This is a genomic window from Pseudomonas sp. NPDC089408, assembly GCF_044749445.1.
In the GTDB taxonomy this organism is placed as follows: domain Bacteria; phylum Pseudomonadota; class Gammaproteobacteria; order Pseudomonadales; family Pseudomonadaceae; genus Aquipseudomonas.
On record NZ_JBIVHY010000001.1, the window covers coordinates 669945 to 692977 of the forward strand.

25 protein-coding genes are annotated in these 23033 nt (G+C 62.8%); 13 read left to right on the forward strand and 12 right to left on the reverse strand.

The features are described from left to right. Positions 1-2 precede the first annotated feature (2 nt). Complete coding sequence (gene aroE, locus ACIP02_RS02985) at positions 3-827, forward strand: shikimate dehydrogenase (RefSeq protein WP_400613046.1); 825 nt, start codon at positions 3-5, stop codon at positions 825-827. A 141-nt stretch (positions 828-968) separates the two neighbouring features. Here aroE and ACIP02_RS02990 read toward each other — a convergent pair whose 3' ends face one another. The 3 genes from ACIP02_RS02990 to betC all read right to left on the reverse strand — a co-directional run bounded on the left by ACIP02_RS02990 (position 969) and on the right by betC (position 5125). Then, positions 969-2534, reverse strand: coding sequence for a SulP family inorganic anion transporter (locus ACIP02_RS02990; protein ID WP_400613048.1), 1566 nt, complete (start codon positions 2532-2534; stop codon positions 969-971). Between the two features lie 129 nt (positions 2535-2663). Then, entirely contained in the window at positions 2664-3593 is a 930-nt protein-coding gene (choX, locus tag ACIP02_RS02995; RefSeq protein ID WP_400613050.1) for a choline ABC transporter substrate-binding protein, read from the reverse strand. A 14-nt stretch (positions 3594-3607) separates the two neighbouring features. Further along, positions 3608-5125 (reverse strand): choline-sulfatase, encoded by a 1518-nt coding sequence (gene betC / locus ACIP02_RS03000; protein ID WP_400613052.1) that lies wholly within the window; start codon positions 5123-5125, stop codon positions 3608-3610. 108 nt (positions 5126-5233) lie between these two features. Between betC and ACIP02_RS03005 the strand changes: the two genes are divergently transcribed. Further along, positions 5234-6133, forward strand: a complete 900-nt coding sequence (locus tag ACIP02_RS03005) for a choline sulfate utilization transcriptional regulator (protein ID WP_400613054.1) — start codon at positions 5234-5236, stop codon at positions 6131-6133. 146 nt (positions 6134-6279) lie between these two features. Here the strand turns inward: ACIP02_RS03005 and ACIP02_RS03010 are convergent, their stop codons facing one another. Further along, positions 6280-6897, reverse strand: a complete 618-nt coding sequence (locus ACIP02_RS03010) for an NAD(P)-dependent oxidoreductase (protein WP_400613056.1) — start codon at positions 6895-6897, stop codon at positions 6280-6282. Positions 6898-6949: 52 nt separating this feature from the next. Between ACIP02_RS03010 and ACIP02_RS03015 the strand changes: the two genes are divergently transcribed. Continuing rightward, positions 6950-7282: a DOPA 4,5-dioxygenase family protein gene (locus ACIP02_RS03015; RefSeq protein WP_201200377.1), complete on the forward strand. Its 333-nt coding sequence runs from the start codon at positions 6950-6952 to the stop codon at positions 7280-7282. A gap of 121 nt (positions 7283-7403) precedes the next feature. Here ACIP02_RS03015 and trpA read toward each other — a convergent pair whose 3' ends face one another. Both trpA and trpB read right to left on the reverse strand, forming a co-directional pair. Then, positions 7404-8213 (reverse strand): tryptophan synthase subunit alpha, encoded by an 810-nt coding sequence (gene trpA / locus ACIP02_RS03020; RefSeq protein ID WP_400613058.1) that lies wholly within the window; start codon positions 8211-8213, stop codon positions 7404-7406. Continuing rightward, positions 8210-9427, reverse strand: a complete 1218-nt coding sequence (trpB, locus tag ACIP02_RS03025) for a tryptophan synthase subunit beta (RefSeq protein ID WP_133969820.1) — start codon at positions 9425-9427, stop codon at positions 8210-8212. Before trpB ends, trpA begins: the two co-directional genes overlap by 4 nt. Before the next feature lie 110 nt (positions 9428-9537). On the opposite strand from trpB, the gene ACIP02_RS03030 reads away from it, so the two are divergent. Beyond that, on the forward strand, positions 9538-10434 hold the full coding sequence (locus ACIP02_RS03030; RefSeq protein WP_400613061.1) for a LysR family transcriptional regulator: 897 nt from the start codon (positions 9538-9540) through the stop codon (positions 10432-10434). Here the strand turns inward: ACIP02_RS03030 and ACIP02_RS03035 are convergent. Continuing rightward, on the reverse strand, positions 10431-10754 hold the full coding sequence (locus tag ACIP02_RS03035; protein ID WP_400613064.1) for a YqjD family protein: 324 nt from the start codon (positions 10752-10754) through the stop codon (positions 10431-10433). The genes ACIP02_RS03030 and ACIP02_RS03035 overlap by 4 nt on opposite strands. Positions 10755-10904: 150 nt before the next feature. Between ACIP02_RS03035 and ACIP02_RS03040 the strand changes: the two genes are divergently transcribed. Together ACIP02_RS03040 and ACIP02_RS03045 are read left to right on the forward strand one after the other, a co-directional pair. Next, a complete protein-coding gene (locus tag ACIP02_RS03040) occupies positions 10905-11120 on the forward strand; it encodes a dodecin (RefSeq protein WP_400613066.1) in 216 nt (71 codons plus the stop codon). A 100-nt stretch (positions 11121-11220) separates the two neighbouring features. Continuing rightward, positions 11221-11442, forward strand: a complete 222-nt coding sequence (locus tag ACIP02_RS03045) for a DUF1161 domain-containing protein (protein WP_400613068.1) — start codon at positions 11221-11223, stop codon at positions 11440-11442. A 99-nt stretch (positions 11443-11541) separates the two neighbouring features. Here the strand turns inward: ACIP02_RS03045 and ACIP02_RS03050 are convergent, their stop codons facing one another. Continuing rightward, positions 11542-12546 (reverse strand): LLM class flavin-dependent oxidoreductase, encoded by a 1005-nt coding sequence (locus ACIP02_RS03050; protein ID WP_400613070.1) that lies wholly within the window; start codon positions 12544-12546, stop codon positions 11542-11544. 153 nt (positions 12547-12699) lie between these two features. Here ACIP02_RS03050 and ACIP02_RS03055 point away from each other — a divergent pair, with 153 nt between their 5' ends. Beyond that, positions 12700-13125 (forward strand): OsmC family protein, encoded by a 426-nt coding sequence (locus ACIP02_RS03055; RefSeq protein ID WP_400613073.1) that lies wholly within the window; start codon positions 12700-12702, stop codon positions 13123-13125. Positions 13126-13199: 74 nt separating this feature from the next. Further along, the gene (locus ACIP02_RS03060) at positions 13200-13433 is read left to right on the forward strand and encodes a DUF1161 domain-containing protein (RefSeq protein ID WP_046615292.1); all 234 of its coding nucleotides are present in this window, start codon (positions 13200-13202) and stop codon (positions 13431-13433) included. Between the two features lie 122 nt (positions 13434-13555). On the opposite strand, the gene ACIP02_RS03065 is transcribed toward ACIP02_RS03060, so the two are convergent. Together ACIP02_RS03065 and ACIP02_RS03070 are read right to left on the reverse strand one after the other, a co-directional pair. Continuing rightward, on the reverse strand, positions 13556-13969 hold the full coding sequence (locus tag ACIP02_RS03065; RefSeq protein WP_400613075.1) for a hypothetical protein: 414 nt from the start codon (positions 13967-13969) through the stop codon (positions 13556-13558). Between the two features lie 53 nt (positions 13970-14022). Continuing rightward, a complete protein-coding gene (locus ACIP02_RS03070) occupies positions 14023-14436 on the reverse strand; it encodes a hypothetical protein (protein WP_201200398.1) in 414 nt (137 codons plus the stop codon). 85 nt (positions 14437-14521) lie between these two features. Between ACIP02_RS03070 and ACIP02_RS03075 the strand changes: the two genes are divergently transcribed. Then, on the forward strand, positions 14522-15595 hold the full coding sequence (locus tag ACIP02_RS03075; protein WP_400613077.1) for an aminopeptidase: 1074 nt from the start codon (positions 14522-14524) through the stop codon (positions 15593-15595). A 122-nt stretch (positions 15596-15717) separates the two neighbouring features. Here the strand turns inward: ACIP02_RS03075 and ACIP02_RS03080 are convergent, their stop codons facing one another. After that, positions 15718-16368, reverse strand: coding sequence for an HAD family hydrolase (locus tag ACIP02_RS03080; RefSeq protein WP_400613079.1), 651 nt, complete (start codon positions 16366-16368; stop codon positions 15718-15720). A gap of 114 nt (positions 16369-16482) precedes the next feature. Continuing rightward, positions 16483-17031, reverse strand: coding sequence for a gamma carbonic anhydrase family protein (locus tag ACIP02_RS03085; protein WP_004575263.1), 549 nt, complete (start codon positions 17029-17031; stop codon positions 16483-16485). Positions 17032-17097: 66 nt separating this feature from the next. On the opposite strand from ACIP02_RS03085, the gene prlC reads away from it, so the two are divergent. The 4 genes from prlC to ACIP02_RS03105 all read left to right on the forward strand — a co-directional run bounded on the left by prlC (position 17098) and on the right by ACIP02_RS03105 (position 22712). Further along, positions 17098-19185 carry an oligopeptidase A gene (prlC, locus tag ACIP02_RS03090; RefSeq protein WP_400613083.1) on the forward strand — a complete coding sequence of 696 codons (2088 nt, stop codon included), beginning with the start codon at positions 17098-17100 and terminating at the stop codon, positions 19183-19185. After that, positions 19182-19463, forward strand: coding sequence for a YheV family putative zinc ribbon protein (locus tag ACIP02_RS03095; RefSeq protein WP_085621407.1), 282 nt, complete (start codon positions 19182-19184; stop codon positions 19461-19463). Before prlC ends, ACIP02_RS03095 begins: the two co-directional genes overlap by 4 nt. A gap of 124 nt (positions 19464-19587) precedes the next feature. Then, entirely contained in the window at positions 19588-21582 is a 1995-nt protein-coding gene (locus ACIP02_RS03100) for a M3 family metallopeptidase (protein ID WP_400613087.1), read from the forward strand. Between the two features lie 71 nt (positions 21583-21653). Then, positions 21654-22712 (forward strand): PA0069 family radical SAM protein, encoded by a 1059-nt coding sequence (locus ACIP02_RS03105; protein ID WP_400613089.1) that lies wholly within the window; start codon positions 21654-21656, stop codon positions 22710-22712. The last annotated feature ends 321 nt before the right edge of the window (positions 22713-23033 follow it).

The window sequence follows — 23033 nt, forward strand, 5'->3', positions numbered from 1 at the left end:
TCATGGACCAGTACGTCGTTTTTGGCAACCCGATCGGCCACAGCAAGTCGCCGCTGATCCACCGCCTGTTCGCCGAGCAGACCGGCGAGGACCTGGAATACGCCACCCTGCTGGCGCCGCTGGACGAGTTCAGCGACTGCGCCCGTGGCTTCTTCAAGCAAGGCAGCGGCGGCAATGTCACCGTGCCGTTCAAGGAAGAGGCCTACCGCCTGTGCGACAGCCTGACCCCACGGGCCCAGCGTGCTGGCGCGGTGAACACGCTGAGCAAATTGGCTGACGGCACCTTGCAGGGCGACAACACCGATGGCGCTGGCTTGGTGCGTGACCTGACGGTGAATGCCGGGGTCGAGTTGGCCGGCAAGCGCATTCTTATTCTGGGTGCTGGCGGCGCCGTTCGGGGCGTGCTGGAGCCGATCCTGGCGCACAAGCCGCAATCGCTGGTGATTGCCAACCGAACCGTGGAAAAGGCCGAGCAGCTGGCGCGCGAGTTCGATGAACTGGGGCCGGTGGTAGCCAGTGGGTTTGCCTGGTTGCAGGAGCCGGTGGATGTGATCATCAATGCCACTTCGGCGAGTTTGGCCGGGGAGCTGCCGCCGATTGCCGACAGTTTGGTCGAGGCTGGGCGCACGGTTTGCTATGACATGATGTATGGCAAGGAGCCTACGCCGTTTTGCCAGTGGGCTGAGAAGCTGGGCGCGGCCAAGGTGCTGGATGGGTTGGGGATGCTGGCTGAGCAGGCGGCTGAGGCGTTCTTTATCTGGCGTGGGGTTAGGCCGGATACGGCGCCGGTTTTGGCTGAACTTCGCAGGCAGCTCGCTCGGGGCTGAGAATTTGGGGCCGCTTTGCGGCCCTTCGCGACACAAGGCCGCTCCTACAAAGACCGCGAAATACTTGCTGGCGCGGTCCCCTGTAGGAGCGGCCTTGCGTCGCGATGGGCTGCAAAGCAGCCCCAAGATCTCAACCCAACCTCATTCCTCAAACCGGATCGGACACAACTCCACCCCTTCCAGCTTCTGCAATTCTTCAATCACCTGCGGCCTGGCCCGATGCAAGGTCAGACTCCCGCCCATCCGCCGCAACCTCCGCGCCTCGCGGTGCAACATATCCACACCCGAGTAATCGATAAAATTAACCTGCCGCGCATCGATCACCACATGTGGCCCCTGGCAGCGCTGCAAGCGCACCTGCAGGTAATGCGCCGCGCCAAAGAAGATCGACCCGCCCACCCGCAGCACATCCGCCTCCCCTTCACGGCTCTGCTGCACCCGTGGCCTTGAGGTGCGCTTCAAATAGAAGAACAGCGACGCCAGCACCCCGGCATAGATCGCCGTCTGCAGCTCCAGCAACAAGGTCGCCGCCGCCGTCAGCGCCATTACCAGAAACTCCGAACGGCTGACCCGGAACAGCGCACGAATCCCGCGGTGGTCCACCAACCCCCAGCAGATCAACAGTATGCTGCCTGCCATGGCCGGGATCGGCAGGTGTGCGATCACCCCGGCGCCGACAACGGCGAACAGCGCCACCCACAGCGCCGAGAACACCCCGGCCATCGGCGAGCGGGCACCGGCCTCATAGCTCAGGCCCGAACGGGTGAAGGAACCGGCAGACAGGTAGCCAGAGAAAAATGCCCCGGCAATGTTCGACAGGCCTTGTGCGCGAATTTCCTGGTCGGGGTCGATCAGTTGTTCCGAACGCGCTGACAGCGAGCGGGCAATCGACAGGCTGGTGACCAGCCCCAGCATGCCCACCGCCACGGCGCTGGGCAGCAGGCGCAATATCAGTTCCACGTCCAGCAACGGCAGCGGGCTGAACGGCGGCAGTTGCCCGGTGAACACCGCTACCCGCTGCACATGGCCAAAGTAGCCCGGCAGCAGCCAGGCCAACAGGCTGACCAGCATCAGGCTTATCAACAGGCTCGGCCAGCGCGGGCGCCAGAGTTTGAACGCTACGCCGATTATTACGGTGGCCAGGCCCAGGGCCAGCGACGGCAGGTCGACCTCACCGGCGTGGCTGGCCAGGTCTTGCACGGTCTTCAGCGCCGTGGCCTGGCTGGGCAGGTCCATGCCCAGCAGGTTGGGCAATTGGCCCAGGGCGATGACGATGGCGGCACCGAGGGTGAAACCGAGCACCACGGAATGCGAGACGAAATTGACCAGCGCGCCGAAGCGCAGCAACCCCAGCAGCAATTGGAAGATGCCGCCAAGGAAGGTCAGCAGCAACACCAAGGTCACGTAGTCGGCACTGCCGGCGACGGCCAGCGGGCTGATGCTGGCGTAGAGGACGATGGAGATGGCCGCGGTCGGGCCACAGATCAGGTGCCAGGACGAACCCCACAGGCAGGCGATCAGCACCGGTACGATGGCGGCGTACAGGCCGTACTCGGCGGGCAGGCCGGCGATCAGGGCGTAGGCGATGGATTGCGGCAGGGCGAGGATGGCACCGCTCAGGCCGACCAGCAGATCCTGGCGCAGGCTGCGGCCCGATTGGCGGGGGAGCCAGGTAAGGAAGGGCAGCAGGTGGAAGAGGCGATGCATGAGATATCCACAGTTCCGAAGGTACACTGGCCCATTGTAGGAGCGGGTTTACCCGCGAATGCGGTGGTACATTCACTGCAGCATTCGCGAGTAAACCCGCTCCTACAATGGGGCGCGTCAAGTCTGAGATTACAGCTTGGCTTTGATGGCCTCCAGGGCATTGCCATCGGCCTTGGTCGTCACCCCAGCCAACCACTCTTCCAGCCACTCTGGATGCGCCTTCACCCAAGCCTTGGCCGCTTCATCGAAGCTGATCTTCTTGTCCACAACCTCGGCCATGATGGCGTTTTCCATGTCGAGTGTGAAATTCAGGTTACCCAGCAGCTTCGCCGCATTCGGGCAGGCTTGTGGATAACCCTTGCGGGTCAGGGTGTACACCTCGCCTTTGCTGCCGAACCACTTCTCCCCTCCCGTCAGGTAATGCATCTTCAACTTCACGTTCATCGGGTGCGGGGTCCAGCCAAGGAAGGTAATGAACTGCTGCTTTTTCACCGCCCGGTCGACCTGGGTCAGCATCGCCTGCTCGCTGGACTCCACCAGCTTCCACTGGCCGAGGTTGAACTCATTCTTGTCGATGATTTCCTTCAGTGACAGGTTGGCCGGTGCGCCAGAGCCAATTCCGTAGAGCTTCTTGTCGAACGGGTCGGCGTGTTTCTGCAGGTCGGCGAAGTCCTTTACCCCGGCATTCCACACATAGTCGGGCACTGCCAGGGTAAATTCGGTTCCCTCCAGGTTGCGCGACAGTTGCTGCACATCGCCATTGGCGATGAACTTGTCATGGAAGCCCTGCTGCGCCGGCATCCAGTTGCCAAGGAAGACATCGACCCGGCCGTCCTTGAGGCCGCCGTAGATGATTGGCACCGCCAGGCTGTCGATCTTCACCTGGTAGCCCAGGCTTTCCAGCAACAGGCGGGCTACGGCATTGGTCGTGGCGATGTCGCTCCAGCCGGGGTCGGCCATTTTCACGGTACTGCATTGTGCGTCGCTGTCGGCGGCGTGGGCCGTGGCGGCACCCAGGCCCAAGGCCAGGGTGAACACGGCGGCGGAGAACTTGTGCATGACGGCCTCTCTTCTCAATCCATGGGGGCGGGCTGTGGATAACGTGCCTTGCGCTCGAGGTCGTCGAGATCGATGTGGTTGCGCATGTACTGTTGGCTGGCGTCCACCAGCGGTTGGTGGTCCCAGCTTTTCAGCTTGCCGATGGCCAGCGCCTCGGCCACCAGGCGGCGGCGCCGTTGGCTGGCCAGTACCTGCTGGCGCAGGCTGGGGATATCCCAACGCTGCCGTGCTTCATCGACAAATGCCTGCAGCAGCGCCTGGTGGTCCGGGCTGCCGGTGAGGTTCTCCCGCTCGTGCGGGTCGCGGCTCAGGTCATAGAGTAGGCAAGGGTCGTCTTCGCTGTACACGAATTTGTAAGGCCCGCGGCGGATCATCATAAGTGGGCCGACGGTGCCTTCGGCCATGTACTCGCCGATCACCTCGTCGTGGCCGCCCTGCCCTTGCAGGTGGCCGAGCAGCGAGCGGCCGTCCAGGTGCAGGGCGTTATCCACAGCCCCGCCCGCCAGTTCGACCAGGGTTGGCAGCAGGTCGCAGGTCGAGACCGAGGCACTGACCCGGCCCGCAGCAAAGTGCTTCGGCGCATGGATCAGCAGCGGCACCCGCGCCGACATCTCGAACCAGTGCATCTTGTACCAGAGGCCACGCTCGCCAAGCATGTCGCCGTGGTCGCCAGAGAACACGATCAGGGTGTCGTCGGCCAGGCCGCATTCCTCCAAGGTTTGCAGTAGCTGGCCGATGTTGTCGTCGATGTAGCTGCAAGCGCCGAAGTAGGCGCGGCGGGCGTCGCGGATCTTGTCCACAGGCAGCGGCTTGTTCCACAGGTCGTAGACCTTCAGCAGCCGCTGCGAGTGCGGGTCGAGTTCTGCCTGGCTGAATTCGGCACGGGGCGTGGGGATATCCACACCCTCATAGCGATTCCAGTAGCGCTTGGGGATAGTGTACGGGTCGTGCGGGTGGGTCATCGACACGGTCAGGCAGAATGGCCGGCCATCGTTTTCACGCACATGGTCGTACAGGTACTGGCGCGCCTTGAACACCACCTCTTCATCGAAATCCAGCTGATTGGTGCGCACGCATGGCCCGGCCTGCAGCACCGAGGACATGTTGTGGTACCAGCTTGGGCGCACGTCCGGTTCATCCCAGTTCACCGCCCAGCCGTAGTCGGCGGGGTAGATGTCGCTGGTCAGGCGTTCTTCGTAGCCGTGCAACTGGTCCGGGCCGCAGAAGTGCATCTTGCCCGACAGCGCGGTGCGATAACCCAGGCGGCGCAGGTAATGCGCGTAGGTCGGGATGTCGGCGGGGAAATCGGCAGCGTTGTCGTAGGCGCCTATACGGCTGGGCAACTGGCCGCTGACCAGGGTGAAGCGCGACGGGGCACACAGCGGGCTGTTGCAGTAGGCCGAATCGAACACCACGGCCTGTTCGGCCAGGCGGCTCAGGTGTGGCATCTGGATTGGTGACGGGCCGTAGATCGGCAGCAAGGGTGCGGCCATCTGGTCAGCCATGATGAACAGGATATTCGGGCGCGTCATGGTGGCTTCCATCGTTGAGGGTTATGCGAATCGCTTGCCTACCAAGATGCGACTGTGGATAACATGGGTAAAGCCCATGGCGGGCAATGACTGGGATTAGCTGTGCTTATGTTTGACCACCTGGCCGAGTTGTCGCTGGATAGCTTGCGTGTGTTCGAGGCCGCCGCGCGCCTGCGTGGCTTTACCGCCGCGGCACTCGAGCTGGGCACCACGCAACCAGCGGTGAGCCAGCAGGTGAAGCGCTTGGAGGCGCAACTGGGCACGCGCCTGTTTGACCGTATCTACCGCGGCATCGAACTGACCGAGGCGGGCCAGGTGCTGTTCGAGCACGTGCATCAGGGTTTGCAGGCCATGGAGGATGGTATTGCCCAGGCCAGCGGGCGCGGCCAGCGCGAGGTGCTGCAGGTGGCCACCGACTTTGCCTTTGCGGCGTTCTGGCTGATGCCACGGTTGCAGCGTTTTCACGAGGCTTATCCACAGGTGGATGTGAGCTTGGTGACCGGTGAACGCAGCCAGGGCATGTTGCGCCCGGACATTGATGTGGCTGTCCTGTTTGGCGACGGGCGTTTTCATCAGGGCGAGAGCCGATGGTTGTTCGATGAAGAGGTTTTCCCGGTCTGCAGCCCCCGGCTGAATCATGGCAAACCCTTGTCTGCCGTGGCTTTGCAACGATTGCCGTTGCTGCATTTGAAGGGGGAACAGGCCAGCGGCTGGTTTGACTGGGCGGGGGTGTTTCGCGGGTTTGGTGTAGCCAGCCCGCCGCCGGCTGGGCAGTTGCGGTTCGATAACTACACGTTGCTGATCCAGGCAGCGATTGCCGGGCAAGGCGTGGCGATTGGCTGGGGGCACCTGGTGGACGGGTTGGTCGAGCAAGGGTTGCTATGCCGGCCGTTAGAAGGGAGCTTGCGCTCGGCGCGGGGGTATTACGTGGTGCTGCCGCCGCGCAAGCGCCGTGGGGCGTTGATCGAGCGGTTTGTGGATTGGCTGGAGCATGAGCGCAGCCTGTGACATCCCCGGGGCCGCTTTGCGGCGCGATCCCTGTAGGAGCGGGTTTACCCGCGAACACCGGCGTAGCCGGTGCCACACACCAAGTTGCATGCTTCACGGGTAAACCCGCTCCTACAGGCGATGGGCTGCGCAGCAGCCCCGGCCATCTAGACCACGAAATTCAAATGCTCGCCCCGGTGCAAATCCAGCTCCAGCATGTCCACCATCCCCGCCGCGACCCTGGCCAGCCGCTGCAGCGGCTCTGCCAGCCCCGGCTCCAGCGTGCCCTCGGTACTGCGAAAATGCTCCATGCCCAAGCCGGCCAGCTCTAGCGGCGCATTGATCAACGTCCAGTGCAACGCACTGCGCTGCAGCCCATCAACCACCTGGTCCACACATCCCCGCTCCATCTCGCTGTACTTGCCCGGCTCATCCAGCACAGCGAAATCGCCCACCAGCAACAGCCGGCGTATAGTCGTACGCTTAAGCCCCGCCACCAGCGCCTCGCTCAAGCGTGCCTGCCCTGGCAGGTCACCGGGCGCCAGCGCAGTCAACAGGGCAATAACCGCCGAACCGCCTGCCGCGCCCTGCTCCGCCTGGTCGGCATTGCCCAGCCCGCCTATTTTGAAATGCAGGCCTGGGCGCGGGGCATGGCGGTTGAGGTCATCGACCACGGCAGTGACCTCGTGCTGGCGCGACAGCAGCTCGACCATCAGGGCACTGCCCAGGCTGCATTCAGGCCCGAACAGGACCAGCTTGAACACTGGGGTTTCGGCGTTTTTCACTGCATCACTCCCTTCGCAGGTGGTGATGGTTGGACCGCAATCAGGAGTTATCGTGCAGAGGATCAAGGGTTACCACGCCCACGTTTATTACGACGCCACCACCTTGGAGCAGGCCCGTGAGCTGTGTGAGGAAGCGGCGCGGCTGTTTCCGGTAACCATGGGCCGCATGCATCAGAAACCGGTAGGGCCGCACCCGGACTGGAGCTGCCAGCTGGCGTTCGAGCCGGAGTATGTCGGGGTAGTGCTGCCTTGGTTGGCGCTGTATCGGAAGGGTTTGGTGGTGTTCATGCACCCGCTGACCGGGGATGAACTGGCGGACCACCGCGATCATGCGATCTGGATGGGGGCTGTGCGGCCTTTGGATCTGTCGATTTTTGGGGGCTAGAGCTGTGTAGCCTGTACCGGCCTCTTCGCGGGTGAACCCGCTCCTACAACGATATCGCAGAGCCAAGGTGTGGCGCTGTCCTGTGTAGGAGCGGGTTTACCCGCGAATCAGGCGACGCGGATTAGCGACGAGCGCCACGCACCCCTTCAGCCAGCGCCGAGCACAGGCTCAGCACATCACTCACCGCCTGCTCCCCAGTCTTGGCCTGGGCAATCTTGTCGACCAGCGCCGACCCCACCACCACACCATCGGCCAGGCGGGCGATGTTCGCCGCCTGCTCTGGCGTACGAATGCCGAAACCTACGCTGATCGGCAGGTCGGTATGCCGACGCAGGCGGGCAATGGCCTGGGTCACGTGCTCGGTGGTCGCCGAGCCGGCACCGGTCACGCCGGCCACCGATACGTAGTAGACAAACCCGGAGCTGCGCTCCAGCACGCGCGGCAGGCGCGCGTCGTCGGTGGTCGGGGTGGTCAGGCGGATGAAGTCGATGCCCGCAGCCTGGGCCGGGGTGGCCAGCTCGGCGTCGTGCTCTGGCGGCAGGTCGACGATGATCAGGCCATCGACGCCCGCTTGCCTGGCTTCGGCCACGAATGTTTCCACGCCAAAGCGGTGGATCGGGTTGTAGTAGCCCATCAGCACGATCGGCGTGGTCTGGTTATCCACACGGAATTCGCGAACCATCTGCAGGGTCTTGGCCAGGGTCTGGCCACCTTCCAGTGCGCGCAGGGTGGCCAGCTGAATCGCCACGCCATCGGCCATCGGGTCGGTGAACGGCATGCCCAGTTCGATCACGTCGGCGCCAGCGGCCGGCAGGCCTTTGAGGACCTGCAGCGAGGCGTCGTAGCCCGGGTCGCCTGCGGTGACGAAGGTGACCAGCGCCGAGCGGCCTTCGGCTTTCAGCTCGGCGAAACGTTGTTCAAGACGGCTCATGCCTGTTTCTCCTGGGCGGCCATGTGGCTCATGACGGTTTGCATGTCTTTGTCACCGCGGCCCGACAGGCAGATCACCATCAGGTGGTCCTTGGGCAGCTTCGGTGCGCGCTTGATCGCTTCGGCCAGGGCGTGGGAGCTCTCCAGGGCCGGGATGATGCCTTCCAGGCGGCAGCAGGCATGGAATGCGTCCAGCGCCTCGTCGTCGGTGATGCTGACGTATTCCACGCGCTTCACTTCGTGCAGGTAGGCGTGCTCCGGGCCGATGCCCGGGTAGTCGAGGCCCGCGGAAATCGAGTGGGCGTCGGTGATCTGGCCGTCTTCGTCCTGCAGCAGGTAGGTACGGTTGCCGTGCAGCACGCCCGGTACGCCGCCGTTCAGGCTGGCCGCGTGCTTGTCGGTGTGCACGCCGTGGCCACCGGCTTCGACGCCGATGATCTGTACGCTTGGCTCTTCGAGGAACTCATGGAACAGGCCCATGGCGTTGGAGCCACCACCGACGCAGGCAACCAGGCTGTCTGGCAGGCGGCCTTCCTTTTCTTGCAACTGGGCGCGGGTTTCCTTGCCGATGATCGACTGGAAGTCACGGACCATGGCTGGGTACGGGTGGGGGCCAGCCACGGTACCGATCAGGTAGAAGGTGTCTTCGACGTTGGTGACCCAGTCGCGCAGGGCTTCGTTCATGGCGTCTTTCAGGGTGCCGGTGCCAGCGGTGACCGGGACGATTTCGGCGCCCAGCAGCTTCATGCGGAACACGTTGGCCTGCTGGCGCTCGATGTCGGTGGCGCCCATGTAGATCACGCAAGGCAGGCCGAAGCGGGCAGCGACGGTGGCGGTGGCCACGCCGTGCATGCCGGCGCCGGTTTCGGCGATCAGGCGTTTCTTGCCCATGCGCTTGGCCAGCAGCACCTGGCCGATGCAGTTGTTCACCTTGTGCGCGCCGGTGTGGTTGAGCTCTTCACGCTTGAAGAAGATCTTGGCGCCGCCGCAGTGCTCGGTCAGGCGCTCGGCGAAGTACAGCGGGTTGGGGCGGCCGATGTAGTCGCGCTGGAAGTAAGCCAGCTCTTCAAGGAACTTGGGGTCGGCTTTGGCCGCTTCGTACTCGCGGGCCAGGTCCAGCACCAGTGGCATCAGGGTTTCGGCCACGTAGCGGCCGCCGAACGAGCCGAACAGGCCGTTGGCGTCGGGGCCGGGGCGGTATTGGGACTGGGTCATGGGGCGCTCCAGGGCGTAATGAATGAGTGATGGGCTTTACTCTAACCAGGGCAAGCCCGGCTGAAAACCGATAAGATTGCGTTAACTTGTCAGAAAAACTCACAGGTAACATGGCCCACGACCTCCCTCCCCTGAATGCCCTGCGCGCCTTCGAGGCGACTGCCCGGCTCAACAGCGTCAGCCAGGCGGCTGAAGCGCTGCACGTCACCCATGGCGCCGTCAGCCGGCAGATCAAGGTACTAGAGGAGCACCTGGGCGTGGCCTTGTTCGTCAAGGACGGGCGTGGCATCAAACTCACAGATGCCGGTGTGCGCCTGCGCGATGCCAGTGGCGAGGCCTTCGACCGCCTGCGCAGCGTGTGTTCCGAGTTGAGCCGCGATGTCAGCCAGGCGCCGTTCGTGCTGGGCTGCTCCGGCAGCTTGCTGGCGCGCTGGTTCATCCCGCGGCTGGGGCGGCTTCAGGCGGACCTGCCGGAGTTGCGCCTGCACTTGTCGGCGGGTGAAGGTGACCTCGACCCACGGCGGCCGGGGCTGGATGCATTGCTGGTGTATGCCGAGCCACCATGGCCGGCAGATATGCAGGTGCATGTTTTGGCTGAAGAACGCATTGGGCCAGTATTGAGCCCGCATTTCGCCGGTTTCGAGCGGCTGCAGGGGGCGCACGCCCAGGCATTGCTGGATGAAAGCCTGCTGCATACTACGTCGCGCCCGCAGGCTTGGCCTACGTGGGTCGCCGCACAGCAACTCGACCCGAGTGCCATTCGTTATGGCCAGGCATTCGAGCATCTGTATTATTTGCTGGAGGCGGCTGTTGCCGGGTTGGGTGTGGCGATTGCGCCGCAGCCGCTGGTGGCCGATGACCTGCGCGCAGGCCGGTTACGGGCACCGTGGGGGTTTTCGGCGACCCAAGCCGCGCTGGCGCTGTGGGTGCCAAGGCGCGCCGCAGATGGGCGCGCCGAGCAGTTGGCGCAGTGGTTACGCGCCGAATTGGCGGGTCAGGGTGTTTAGTTGCGCTTGCACAGCAGATAGGCAGCCAGCAGGCCCAGCGCACCGACGGCAACCCCTGCCGTGGTGTACGGATGTTCCTGGGCGTAATCGCGGGTAGCGATGCCGGTCTGGCGCGTGCGCTGCTTCACTTCCTCGTAGGCATCGCTCAGCAGGCTACGCGAATGACGAAGTGCGCTCTCGGCGTTATTGCGAATGGCCTTTACCGACTTCTGGGACTCCTCCGAGGCGTCATGCTTGAGGTTCTCCAGGCTCTTCAAAAGGCTTTCGATCTCGGCTTCCATGCTTTCCAAAGACGTCTTGCGCAGCGAGTTGCGTGGCATGTTGACTCTCCTTCGCGTTGTGGGCTGTAAGGAATGCGACTACCAAGCGAAGCGAAAGTGCGATCGAACTTTCCGCGTTTGTGCCTGCTCGCAGGTAAACCAGGCCTGCACTGCTAGGCTCAAGGTCACCGTTATTCAAGGAGAGTGCACATGTCCGATCACCACACGTACAAAATGATCGAGTTGGTAGGGTCGTCGACCACCAGCATCGAAGATGCCATTCAAAACGCCCTGGCCGAAGCGGCCAAGAGCATCAAGCTGCTGGAGTGGTTCGAAGTGGTCAACACCCGCGGACACATTCGTGACAACAAGGTCGAGCATTTTCAGGTCACGCTGAAGGTTGGCTTCCGTATCGCCAACAGCTGACACAATACCGGGCTGGATGAGCCCGGTGTGATGGGGTATCACCACAGGGGCGCCCTGAGGGGCGCCTTTGCTGATTTCATCTGCACAAGGAAAGCGAGTGATGAACAAACTGATTGTGGCGCTGGGCCTGATGTCCCTGGCCGGTGGTGCGCTGGCGGCGGGCAAGCCGTGCGAAGAGTTGAAGGCGGAAATCGCGGCCAAGCTGGATGCCAAGGGCGTTAACGGTTACAAGCTGGAAATCGTCGACAAAGGCGACCCGGCGGGCAAGGTGATTGGTAGCTGTGAGGCGGGTACCAAGGAGATTGTGTACCGTCGCGGTTAACGTGCTGGCTTCATTCGCGGGTAAACCCGCTCCCACAGGCCGGTGGAGACCTCAGGCCTTGTGATAATCCTGTGGGAGCGGGTTTACCCGCGAAGAAGTTCACTCGGTCTTCAAGGCCTGCGCCATCAATTCATAAGACCGAATCCGGTCCGCATGCTCGTACAGGTCACAGGTAAAGATCAGCTCATCCGCCCCGGTCTGCTCCAGCAGCACCTCGACTTTAGCCCGCACCTTTTGCGGGTTGCCGATCATCGCCAACCCCAGGAAGCTCCCTACCGCATCGCGCTCATGGGGCAGCCACAAACCCTCCATGCTTTCCACCGGCGGTTTCTGCATCAGGCTTTGCCCGCGAATCAGCGCGAGAATGCGCTGGTACACCGAGGTAGCCAGGTACTCGGCTTTCTCATCCGTCTCGGCCACCACCATGGGAATACCCAGCATCACATACGGCTTGTCCAGCGTGGTCGAGGGCTTGAAGTGGTTGCGGTACACGCGGATCGCCTCGTGCATGTAGCGCGGCGCAAAGTGCGAGGCGAAGGCGTAGGGCATGCCGCGCATGCCGGCCAGCTGCGCGCTGAACAGGCTGGAACCGAGCAGCCACAGCGGCACATCGGTGTCGTGCCCCGGCACGGCGATCACTTTTTGATCATCGGTACGTGGCCCGAGGTAGCGCGACAGCTCTTCGACATCGTCCGGGAAGTCGTCCGGGCCGCCCGCGCGGTCACGGCGCAGGGCATAGGCGGTCATCTGGTCAGAACCCGGCGCCCGCCCCAGGCCCAGGTCGATGCGCCCTGGGTACAGGCTGGCCAGGGTGCCGAACTGCTCGGCGATCACCAGTGGCGCATGGTTGGGCAGCATCACCCCGCCAGAGCCCACGCGGATAGTCGAGGTACCCCCGGCAAGGTAGCCGATCAACACCGACGTGGCCGAACTGGCGATGCCGTCCATGTTGTGGTGTTCGGCCACCCAGAAGCGGTTGTAGCCAAAACGCTCGACGTGCTGCGCCAGGTCCAGCGAGTTGCGCAGCGATTGCGCCGGGCCGGCGTCGGCGCGCACGGGCACCAGGTCGAGGGTGGAAATCTTCAAGTCACGCAGCTGCGTCATGGAGCCTCCGCATAGGTGGTTGGCCACAGGCCTTTTCAACTCTGTATGGGCACATTCGGCGGATTCAATGCTTGCTATGCGATTGCGCTGAACTTGCCGTAGGCAGCTGGCCTCTGAATCCATAAGCACGTAACCCAGTGACCAGGAGGCATCATGAAAAAGACAGCATCGGCAATCTGGCAAGGTGGCCTGAAGGACGGCAAGGGCCTGCTTTCTACCGAAAGCGGCGCACTCAAGCAGAACCCATATGGCTTCAATACCCGCTTCGAGGGTACGCCCGGGACCAATCCGGAGGAACTGTTGGGTGCGGCGCATGCCGGTTGCTTCTCGATGGCGCTGTCGATGATGCTCGGTGAGGCGGGGCTCACTGCGGACCGGATCGACACCGCAGCCGAGGTGACCCTCGATAAGCAAGCGGATGGTTTTGCGATTACCGCTGTGCACTTGGTGCTAAGGGCCAAGGTCCCCGGGGCCAGCGAGGCGCAGTTCCTCGAGATTGCCAACAAGGCGAAGGAAGGTTGCCCGGTGTCCAAGGTGTTGAACGCCAAGATCAGCCTGGATGCTGCGTTGGTAGGCTGAAGCGGCGCAACGATGGCAGTTTGCTGTAGTCTAAACAGCGTCGGCAGCACTACTGCCCTTTCAGGAGCCGTTCCATGATTCGCGTAGCAATCGCCGTGTTGGCTTCGCTGGTCGCCACGTCTGCGCTGGCGGCGGTGAAGCCGTGCGAGGAACTCAAAGCCGAGATCGAAGCGAAGATCCAGGCCCAGGGGGTACCGTCCTATACCCTGGAGATCGTGCCCAACAGCGAGGTCAAGGACCAGAACATGGTGGTCGGGACCTGTGATGGTGGGACCAAGAAGATCATTTATCAGAAGAATGATCGTTAGTAGGGCTTGAGATCTTGGGGCCGCTTTGCGGCCCATCGCGACGCAAGGCCGCTCCTACAGGGGATCGCGTACCCCTTGTAGGAGCGGCATTGCGTCGCGATGGGCTGCGCAGCAGCCCCGGTTCACGGAATGCAGAACACATTGCTAGGCTCATTCACCAGCACTTTGCGGCTGGCGTCATACAGCAACACCTGCGGCTCCATCACCGGCGCCCGCGCCTCTAGGCGGTAACGCTCGCCAGCCTTGAAGTCATCAAAGCGTACGGTCAGGTAACAGGTACGGTCGCGCGGCTCGGTCAGGGTGCCCCCCGAATAGATTTCATAATCAAAGCGCACCACCAGTTCGTGCTTGCCCGGCGTTACCTGAAAGTAACGGCCGTCCTCCAGTCGCTTGCCGTCGAGGCGGTCGGCCATGATCACCCGGCCGGGGGTCATGGTGTAGAGGTCGACCCAAGCCTGCTTGGGGTCGACGGGCGGCAAGGGGCTGGCGCAGGCCCCCAGTGCACTGAGGGCGATCAGCATCATGGGCTGGCGCATGGCAAAACTCCCACTTGCGAGTTACACGCTACAAGCATAGCGCCGTTTGCGTTTCAGGTGCGCTGGCAACCCGCCGGCAGGCCTTGGCCGAGCAGTTTTTGCTGATGGTCGTACAGTTTGATCCAGGGCCGGAAGCCGATGCTGCCAGCCTGCAGCTGGTAACGCTGCCCGGCGCTGAAGTCCTTGAAGGTCAGCTTGACCTGGCAATCGCGCCACAGCGGCGCGTCGACCGGGCCGATATTGCTGGGGGTAACCGGGAACTGGTAACGCACGGTCAGCTCGTGGCTGCCGGGTTGTACTTCGAAGTAACGGCTGTCGACCCAGTCGCGCTCATCCACCTGCACGGCATCCAGCGAGGTGTTGTCGTAGGGGGTCAAGTCGATCCAGGCCTGGTTCGGGTCCGGGTCTGGCAACGTCGAACAGGCAGATATCAGCAACAGTGAACCGGCGACCAATAATGCACGCATGGCGAAACTCCCCCTTGGCGAGATAGTCTTGGAGCGAATCGGCCTTGAGCGAGTCAGACAGTCCCGGATGCTTCGACTTTTTCTTATGCAGCGCTCAGGCCCTGGGGCACTCGACCGCGTTTTCACCCGTTTTGTTCCGCTGCTGGCAGCGCTCCTGCTGAACGGTTGCAGCAGCGCTGCCTACTATGGGCAACTGGCCGAGGGCCAATGGCAACTGCTGCGGGCACGCCAGCCGGTGGAGCAGATAGTGGCCGACCCCGCTACCCCCGCGCCCTTGCGCGCGCACCTGCAACAGGCTGAACAGGCGCGGGTGTTTGCCAGCCAGCACTTGAAACTGCCCGACAACCGCAGCTACCGGGTGTATGCCGACCTTGGCCGCCCCTATGTGGTGTGGAACGTATTCGCCACACCCGAACTCTCGTTGCAGCCGGTGACGCATTGCTTCCCGATAGCCGGTTGCGTGGCCTACCGCGGCTACTACCAGCAAGGCGCGGCGCGTGGTGCGGCGGCATTGATGCGTCAGGACGGGCTGGATGTGTACGTCGGTGGGGTGGAGGCCTATTCGACCTTGGGCTGGTTTGATGACCCGATCCTGTCGTCGATGGTGGGTTGGGGTGACGAGCGCTTGGCGACGTTGATCTTCCACGAGCTGGCTCACCAGCGCTTTTATGTGCAGGACGATACCGAGTTCAACGAGTCGTTTGCCTCGTTTGTCGAGCAGGAAGGTACGCGGCAATGGCGCGTGGCGCGTGGTCTGGCTGCGGTTGGTGAGGATCAGGGGCAGCAGCGTGAGCAGTTCATCCGCTTGGTATTGGCCAGCCGTGAGCGGTTGCAGGCGATTTATGCCGGGCCGCTGGATGATGCGCACAAGCGCCAGGCCAAGCGGGCGGAGTTCGAGCGGCTTAGGCAGGAGTACCGGCAGGTTCGGGACGGCAAGTGGGGCGGGGACAAGCGCTATGACGCCTGGATGTATGGGCCGATGAGCAATGCCAAGTTGTTGCCGTTTGGGTTGTATGACCAGTGGGTGCCGGCGTTCGCGGCGGTGTTTCGCGAGGTTGGTGGGGATTGGGGGCGGTTTTATGAGCGAGTTAAGCAGTTGGGGAGATTGCCCATTGTGGAAAGGAAAGCGGCGTTACAGAGGTTGATGAGTAGCCTGTGAGATTTTGGGGCCGCTTTGCGGCCCGTCGCGACGCAAGGCCGCTCCTACAAAGGCCCTGCATATGCCGAAAATGTAGGAGCGGCCTTGCGTCGCGACGGGCTGCAAAGCAGCCCCCAGGGCCCTCAAGCCTTGATAAATGCCTGATGCATTTCGGCCAAGGTGGCAAAGTGGAAAGCCGGCGCTTCGGCCATCAACTCCTCCTGGCTACCAAACCCATACCCCACCGCCACGGCCTGCAAGCCATTGCTGCGTGCCCCGATCAGGTCATGCTTGCGGTCACCGATCATCAGCGTCTGCGCCGGGTCCAGTCCTTCTTCGTCCAGCAAATAGCGAATCAGTTCGACCTTGTTGGTGCGCGTGCCGTCCAGCTCGCTGCCGTAGATCACCTTGAAGTGGTGGTCGAAGGCGAAGTGCCGGGCGATTTCGCGGGCGAATTCCCATGGCTTGGAGGTGGCGATGTACAGCGTCCGGCCTTGGCCGTTCAGGGCTTCAAGCAGCTCCGGCACGCCGGCAAATACCAAGTTTTCGTAGAGGCCGGTCACCCGGAAACGCTCGCGATAGAAGTTAACCGCTTCCCAGGCCTTGGCTTCGTCGAAGTTGTAGAACTGCATGAAGGCCTGCAGCAGGGGTGGGCCGATGAAGTGTTCGAGGCGGGCCAGGTCCGGCTCGTCAATGCCCAGCTTGGCCAGGGCGTACTGGATCGAGCGGGTGATGCCCAGGCGTGGGTCGGTCAGGGTGCCGTCGAGGTCGAACAGGATGTTTTGCTGGTGCATGTACGGGGTTCCACTTGAGTGCTTTGTGCCCATCATTCGCGGGTAAACCCGCTCCCACAGGGGATCGCAGCGTTTGGGAAATCCCTGTGGGAGCGGGTTTACCCGCGAATACGGTCATTCAGGTTGATCGTAGCCCTCGGCCAGATGCTGGTCCTTGAGCTTCACATAATTGCCCGCGCTGTAGGAAAAGAACGCGCGCTCCTTGTCGTTCAGTAGCCGAGCCTGTTTCACCGGGCTGCCCATGTACAGGTAACCACTGACCAGGCGCTTGCCCGGCGGCACCAGGCTGCCGGCGCCGATGATCACTTCGTCCTCGACGATGGCGCCGTCCATGATGGTGCTGCCCATGCCGACCAGGATGCGGTTGCCCAGGGTACAGCCATGCAGCATCACCTTGTGGCCGATGGTCACTTCGTCACCGATGATCAGCGGGAAACCGTCCGGGTTGAACGGGCCGGCGTGGGTGATGTGCAGCACGCTGCCATCCTGCACGCTGGTGCGCGCGCCAATGCGGATGCGGTGCATGTCGCCGCGCACCACGGTCAGTGGCCAGACTGAGCTGTCCTCACCGATCTCCACGTCCCCCAGCACCACCGCCGAACGGTCGACGAATGCCCTGGGCCCCACTTTCGGAGTGTGTTGCTGGAAGCTGCGAATGGCCATGATAGCGTCTCTCATCTGTGCCGATAGGCAGGCTGCCTGCTGCGGTCGGCGTCGATTGTAATTAAGATGGGGCAGTGTTTCTTCTGCCAAGGTATCCGAACCGTGAGTGCGAACAACCCGCTTCTGCAGCCGTACGATCTGCCGCCCTTCTCGCAAATCCGTGCCGAACACGTGTTGCCGGCGATCGAAGCGATCCTGGCCGACAACCGTAAAGCCATTGCCGAGATCCTCGAAAAGCAAGGCAAAAACCCTACCTGGGCCGGCTTGGTGCTGGCCATGGACGAACTGAACGACCGCCTGGGTGCCGCCTGGAGCCCGGTCAGCCACCTCAATGCGGTATGCAACAGCGCCGAACTGCGCGAGGCCTACGAGTCGTGCCTGCCGGCATTGAGCGCCTACTCTACCGAACTGGGCCAAAACCGTGCGCTGTTCGAAGCCTACCAGGCGCTGATCGCCAGCCCTGAGGCTGCCAGCTTCGACGTGGCGCAAAAGACTATCCTCGAGCACGCCCTGCGTGACTTCCGCCTGTCGGGTATCGACCTGCCGGCGGCCCAGCAGCAACGCTATGCCGAGGTACAGAGCAAGCTCAGCGAACTGGGTAGCCGGTTCTCCAACCAGCTGCTCGACGCCACCCAGGCCTGGACCAAGCACGTTACCGACGAAGCCGCGCTGGCTGGCCTGACCGATTCGGCCAAGGCACAGATGGCCGCCGCCGCCCAGGCCAAGGGCCTTGACGGCTGGCTGATCACCCTGGAATTCCCCAGCTACTACGCAGTCATGACCTACGCCAGCGACCGCGCCCTGCGCGAAGAGCTGTACGCGGCCTACTGCACCCGTGCTTCGGACCAGGGCCCGAACGCCGGCCAGAACGACAATGGCCCGGTGATGCAGGAAATCCTCGACCTGCGCCAGGAACTGGCCGAGCTGCTGGGCTACAAGAACTACGCCGAGCTGAGCCTGGCGACCAAGATGGCCGAGTCCAGCGACCAGGTGCTGAGCTTCCTGCGTGACCTGGCCAAGCGCTCCAAGCCGTTTGCCGCCCAGGACCTGCAGCAGCTCAAGGCCTACGCCGCCGAGCAAGGCACCCCTGAACTGGCCAGCTGGGACGCCGGCTACTTTGGCGAGAAGCTGCGCGAGCAGCGCTACAGCGTGTCGCAGGAAGCCCTGCGCGCCTACTTCCCGATCGACAAGGTGCTGGGCGGCCTGTTCAGCATCGTGCAGCGCCTGTACGGCATCGAAATCGCCGAACTGAAAGGCTTCGACAGCTGGCACCCCGATGTGCGCCTGTTCGAAATCAAGGAAAACGGCCAGCACGTCGGCCGCTTCTTCTTCGACCTGTATGCCCGCGCCAACAAGCGTGGCGGTGCCTGGATGGACGGCGCCCGCGACCGTCGCCGCACCGCCGGCGGCCAGCTGCAGAGCCCGGTGGCCAACCTAGTGTGCAACTTCACCCCGGCGGCGCCTGGCAAACCGGCGCTGCTGACCCACGATGAAGTCACCACGCTGTTCCACGAATTTGGCCATGGCCTGCACCACATGCTGACCCGCATTGAGCATGCCGGGGTTTCCGGTATCAACGGCGTGGCCTGGGATGCGGTCGAGTTGCCAAGCCAGTTCATGGAAAATTGGTGCTGGGAGCCGGAAGGCCTGGCGCTGATCTCTGGCCACTATGAAACCGGTGCGGCCCTGCCCCAGGACCTGCTGGACAAGATGCTGGCGGCGAAGAACTTCCAGTCGGGCATGATGATGGTGCGCCAGCTGGAGTTCTCGCTGTTCGACTTCGAGCTGCACGCCAGCCATGGCGACGGCCGCAGCGTGCTGCAGGTGCTTGAAAGTGTGCGCGACGAGGTGTCGGTCATGCGCCCACCGGCGTACAACCGCTTCCCCAACAGCTTCGCGCACATCTTTGCCGGCGGCTACGCGGCGGGCTACTACAGCTACAAGTGGGCCGAAGTGCTGTCGGCCGACGCCTTCTCGCGCTTCGAGGAAGAAGGCGTGCTGAACGCCGAGACGGGGCGCGCCTTCCGTGAGGCGATCCTGGCCCGTGGCGGTTCGCGTGAGCCTATGGAGCTGTTCGTCGACTTCCGTGGCCGCGAGCCTTCCATCGATGCATTGCTGCGCCACAGTGGCCTGACCGAGGCCGCTGCGGCATGAGTGAGGTAGCCGTGAACAAGACCAAGAAGCGCTTCATTGCCGGGGCCGTGTGCCCGGCATGCAGCGAACCCGACAAGCTGATGATGTGGAACGAAGACGGCGTACCGCACCGCGAATGCGTGGCCTGCGGCTTTACCGATACGCTCAACGAGCAAGGCTTGTCGGTGCCCAAGGAACTGGGCACCCGGGTTAACCATCTGGAGCCGAAAGCGGCACCGGCCAAGGTGCAGACGGTGCAATTCTTCCCTAACCCGAAGCTGAAGAAACCGGCTGAATAAAGCCACTTTGCCGCCCGGGCGCAATGCCCGGGCAGGCAGGCCTGGGTGGTAGATACTCAGGCCACCTTCCGCCCGCTGGCCATGCAAGCTTGCCTGCTCTTCACTACGAGCAAGGTGCTGCGCGATGGACAACCCCCTCCTGCAAAATAGCAATATCCCCGTCGATTACTCTTCGATCACCCTCGAAAACATGCGTGCGGCCTTTGACCATGTGCTGCTGGCGCATGAACAAGGTATCGAGCGCATTATTCTAGAGCAGCAGGCCATGCCTACCTGGGATGACATGGTGCTGGCCGTGGATGGGCTGGATAGCCGGCTGCTGGCAGTGTTGTATGCGGCCTCGCCGTTGGTTGATCGGGATGTGGCCTGGGCCAATGCCATCGTCGATTTCTACGGTAAAGTTACCGCACGCTTTGAGCAGAAATTCGTCAACAGTAGCCTGCATGCGCTGTATCAGCGCTTGGCCGGTAGCGAAATCGGCAAGCAACTGGATGCCGACAAGCGCGCCACGTTGCGTTGGCATCTGGACAAATTCGCTTCAAGTGGCGTGTTGCTCGACACCGCTGACAAAGCACGCCTGGCAGGTCTTCAGGCGCAGATTGGCGCAGCCCGTGAGGCATTCCGCAGCAATATCAACCGGCCGGACCTGAGCGTTACCGACGAGGCCGAGCTGAGCGGCATTCCGCAACGCATACGCGACCAAATGGCTGCACGGGCACAGCAGGCAAGTGAGCCAGGTTGGCTGATTGCCTGTGACAGTGTCACGACTGACGACGTGCTCAGGCATGCTGCCCACCGCCCGTTGCGAGAGCGCGTGTACCGGGCGTTCCACGCCCGTGGGGTCAGCCATGATCCACAGCAGGACAACCGCTGGCACCTGGAGCAGCTGGCGCAATTGCGTGAAGAAACAGCCCTTCTGCTCGGTTTTACCAGCTACCTGGAGCAGAGCCTGCATGTGAAGAGCGCGGGTTCGGTGGCCCAGGTGCGCAGCTTTCTCAACGATCTGGCGGGCGATGTGCGACCGGCCATGCTGCGCTGGCGTTCGCAGGTGGAGCGCCTGGCTGCCGAAAAAGACCTGGGGCAACCTCAGCCTTGGGATCATGACTACCTGCAGGCCGCTTCGCGCACGACGTTTTCCAGCGAAGCGTTGCGCGAATACTTCCCGTTGGGTGCGGTGGTCGGCGCGTTGCAGCAGTTGGCACTGAAGCTGTTTGGTGTGGCACTGAAACCCAAGCCCCTGGCTACCTGGGAAGACAGCGTGCAGCCGTTTGAGGTGTGGCAGGACAACGCCTTCATCGGCTTCTTGTATCTGGATGCCGTGCAACACGCCGGCAAGCAGCCGGACGCAGTGTTCACCACCTATGTCAGAAACCGCCGGGTCGATGCCGAGGGGATCTATCAGGTGGCCTCGGTGGTGGTTTTCTGTGATGTGCCGCAGGCGCTGCCAGGCCGCCAGCCATTGCTCGACCACCTGGCGCTGCGCAAGCTGTTCCACGAGTTCGGCCATGCCCTGCACCATTTGCAGGTACGTACGACCAACCATGTGATGTCCAACGTCACCGAGCTGGGTACCGATGGTGTGGAGCTGTTTGGCAAGCTGTTCGAGCGCTGGGTGTGGGATGCGGGCTACCTGGCGGCGATCTCGACGCACACCCGCGATGGTAGCCAGCTGACCCGGCTGCAGGCCGAGCAGTACCTGCAGGGGTTGCGGCAGCAGGGCGTGGAGGAAACTGCGCGTAATCTGAGCCTGGCGCTGTTTGACATCGACCTGCACGGCACGCCGAACGATGGCCGCTCCCTCGAGCAGCGCCTGAATGACGCCCGTGAGCGTTGTGGCTACTGGCCATTGGCTGATTTCGAGCACCCGGCGCATGCCTTCGATCATCTGGTAAACGGTTACGATGCCGGCTACTACGCCTACCTGTGGTCGGATGTGCATGCCTGCGACCTGTTCACCCGCTTCGAGGCAGAGGGCTTGTTGAATCGGGCTACAGGCCGGGCGCTGCAAGACGCGTTGTTCGCCCCGGGGGCATCGCGCCCGTTGCGCGAAGGCATCGAGGCGTTTCTTGGCCGGCCCGCCAGCCAAGCCGCGTACCTACGCTGGCATGGCCTGAAGTAGGTAGACCAGAGGTGCTGGAAAGTTCAGTGCATGCACGATACTGTATATAGGTACAGTATAAGGGGCAGGCCATGATTCCTCCAGCACCGCAAAAAGGCCGCGGCACGGCGCACAACCCGCACAACCGCTTCGCCCCGAACCACTCGGTGGCAGAGGATGACGGCTGGTATCAGGAAGTGCCGCAGAGCCAAGGCACCGAGGTGCGGATCGAGACGGCCAAGTCGGTGATCAGCCGCAACACCTCGCCCGACCTGCCCTTTGACCGCTCGATCAACCCTTACCGTGGTTGTGAACATGGCTGCATCTACTGCTATGCCCGCCCTTCACATGCCTACTGGGACCTGTCGCCTGGCCTGGACTTCGAGACCAAGCTGATCGCCAAGACCAACGCCGCCGAGGTGCTCGCCCAGCAGTTGAGCAAACCGGGCTATGTGTGCGCACCGATCAACCTGGGCTCCAATACCGATCCGTACCAGCCGATCGAGCGGGAACAGCTGCTGACCCGGCGCCTGCTTGAAGTGCTGCTGCGCTTTCGCCACCCGGTCACCATCGTCACCAAGGGTGCGCTGGTGTTGCGCGACCTCGACCTGCTCGCCGAAATGGCCCGCCAGCGCTTGGCGCGGGTGATGATCAGCCTGACCACGCTGGACGATGACCTCAAACGCGTGCTCGAACCGCGGGCGGCCTCGCCTGGCGCGAGGTTGCGGGCCATACGCGTATTGCGCGAAGCGGGTGTGCCGGTGGGCGTGTTGTGCTCGCCGATGATTCCGATGATCAACGACAGCGAACTGGAGCGCCTGCTCGAGGCGGCCAAGGAGGCTGGCGCGCAAAGCGCGGCGTACATGATGCTGCGCCTGCCCCTGGAGGTGGCACCGTTGTTCGAGCAGTGGCTGCAGGACCATTACCCGCAGCGGGCGGCGCATGTGTTGAGCCTGATTCGCCAGAGCCGCGGTGGTGAGCTGTATGACAGCCGTTTTGGCGCACGCATGCGCGGTGAAGGGGTGTTTGCCGAGTTGCTGGCGCAGCGCTTTGCCAAGGCCATGAAACGCCTGGCGTTCGAGGGGCGGGAGGCACAGGCGCTGGATTGCTCGGCGTTCTGCCCGCCGGGTGGGCAGATGGCCCTGTTTTGATGCTGAGCACCACGCAGGTCCCTTGTAGGAGCGGGTTTACCCGCGAATGCGTCGGTGGCGCCAATGACGCATTCGCGGGTAAACCCGCTCCTACAAAGGCCGCGCTCTACCCACAACCCAACTAATAGCAGCCAATAATTACGCTAATACATATTGGCAGCTGATGTTTTTTTGCTATTATCCAGATCCCGCCTTCTTCATCTGGAACACCCGTTCTAGAGCCTTCGAATTAAGTTTCAGTTAAGTTTTCCCCGCTAGCGTAGGAAACCAGTCCACACCGACTGTGATCTATGGCCCGTGCGTGTCATCTAAATCCCTGCA

What these genes read in the sequence shown, in the direction of transcription:
- betC (WP_400613052.1), bottom strand. Translation starts at nt 5,125, where the DNA reads ATGACGCGCCCGAATATCCTGTTCATCATGGCTGACCAGATGGCCGCA.
- ACIP02_RS03030 (WP_400613061.1), top strand. Translation starts at nt 9,538, where the DNA reads ATGGCCCACGACCTCCCTCCCCTGAATGCCCTGCGCGCCTTCGAGGCG.
- ACIP02_RS03060 (WP_046615292.1), top strand. Translation starts at nt 13,200, where the DNA reads ATGATTCGCGTAGCAATCGCCGTGTTGGCTTCGCTGGTCGCCACGTCT.
- trpA (WP_400613058.1), bottom strand. Translation starts at nt 8,213, where the DNA reads ATGAGCCGTCTTGAACAACGTTTCGCCGAGCTGAAAGCCGAAGGCCGC.
- ACIP02_RS03100 (WP_400613087.1), top strand. Translation starts at nt 19,588, where the DNA reads ATGGACAACCCCCTCCTGCAAAATAGCAATATCCCCGTCGATTACTCT.
- ACIP02_RS03055 (WP_400613073.1), top strand. Translation starts at nt 12,700, where the DNA reads ATGAAAAAGACAGCATCGGCAATCTGGCAAGGTGGCCTGAAGGACGGC.
- ACIP02_RS02990 (WP_400613048.1), bottom strand. Translation starts at nt 2,534, where the DNA reads ATGCATCGCCTCTTCCACCTGCTGCCCTTCCTTACCTGGCTCCCCCGC.
- aroE (WP_400613046.1), top strand. Translation starts at nt 3, where the DNA reads ATGGACCAGTACGTCGTTTTTGGCAACCCGATCGGCCACAGCAAGTCG.
- ACIP02_RS03065 (WP_400613075.1), bottom strand. Translation starts at nt 13,969, where the DNA reads ATGCGCCAGCCCATGATGCTGATCGCCCTCAGTGCACTGGGGGCCTGC.
- choX (WP_400613050.1), bottom strand. Translation starts at nt 3,593, where the DNA reads ATGCACAAGTTCTCCGCCGCCGTGTTCACCCTGGCCTTGGGCCTGGGT.
- ACIP02_RS03045 (WP_400613068.1), top strand. Translation starts at nt 11,221, where the DNA reads ATGAACAAACTGATTGTGGCGCTGGGCCTGATGTCCCTGGCCGGTGGT.
- ACIP02_RS03080 (WP_400613079.1), bottom strand. Translation starts at nt 16,368, where the DNA reads ATGCACCAGCAAAACATCCTGTTCGACCTCGACGGCACCCTGACCGAC.
- ACIP02_RS03005 (WP_400613054.1), top strand. Translation starts at nt 5,234, where the DNA reads ATGTTTGACCACCTGGCCGAGTTGTCGCTGGATAGCTTGCGTGTGTTC.
- ACIP02_RS03070 (WP_201200398.1), bottom strand. Translation starts at nt 14,436, where the DNA reads ATGCGTGCATTATTGGTCGCCGGTTCACTGTTGCTGATATCTGCCTGT.
- ACIP02_RS03040 (WP_400613066.1), top strand. Translation starts at nt 10,905, where the DNA reads ATGTCCGATCACCACACGTACAAAATGATCGAGTTGGTAGGGTCGTCG.
- ACIP02_RS03075 (WP_400613077.1), top strand. Translation starts at nt 14,522, where the DNA reads ATGCAGCGCTCAGGCCCTGGGGCACTCGACCGCGTTTTCACCCGTTTT.
- ACIP02_RS03085 (WP_004575263.1), bottom strand. Translation starts at nt 17,031, where the DNA reads ATGGCCATTCGCAGCTTCCAGCAACACACTCCGAAAGTGGGGCCCAGG.
- ACIP02_RS03035 (WP_400613064.1), bottom strand. Translation starts at nt 10,754, where the DNA reads ATGCCACGCAACTCGCTGCGCAAGACGTCTTTGGAAAGCATGGAAGCC.
- prlC (WP_400613083.1), top strand. Translation starts at nt 17,098, where the DNA reads ATGGGGCAGTGTTTCTTCTGCCAAGGTATCCGAACCGTGAGTGCGAAC.
- ACIP02_RS03050 (WP_400613070.1), bottom strand. Translation starts at nt 12,546, where the DNA reads ATGACGCAGCTGCGTGACTTGAAGATTTCCACCCTCGACCTGGTGCCC.
- ACIP02_RS03105 (WP_400613089.1), top strand. Translation starts at nt 21,654, where the DNA reads ATGATTCCTCCAGCACCGCAAAAAGGCCGCGGCACGGCGCACAACCCG.
- ACIP02_RS03095 (WP_085621407.1), top strand. Translation starts at nt 19,182, where the DNA reads ATGAGTGAGGTAGCCGTGAACAAGACCAAGAAGCGCTTCATTGCCGGG.
- trpB (WP_133969820.1), bottom strand. Translation starts at nt 9,427, where the DNA reads ATGACCCAGTCCCAATACCGCCCCGGCCCCGACGCCAACGGCCTGTTC.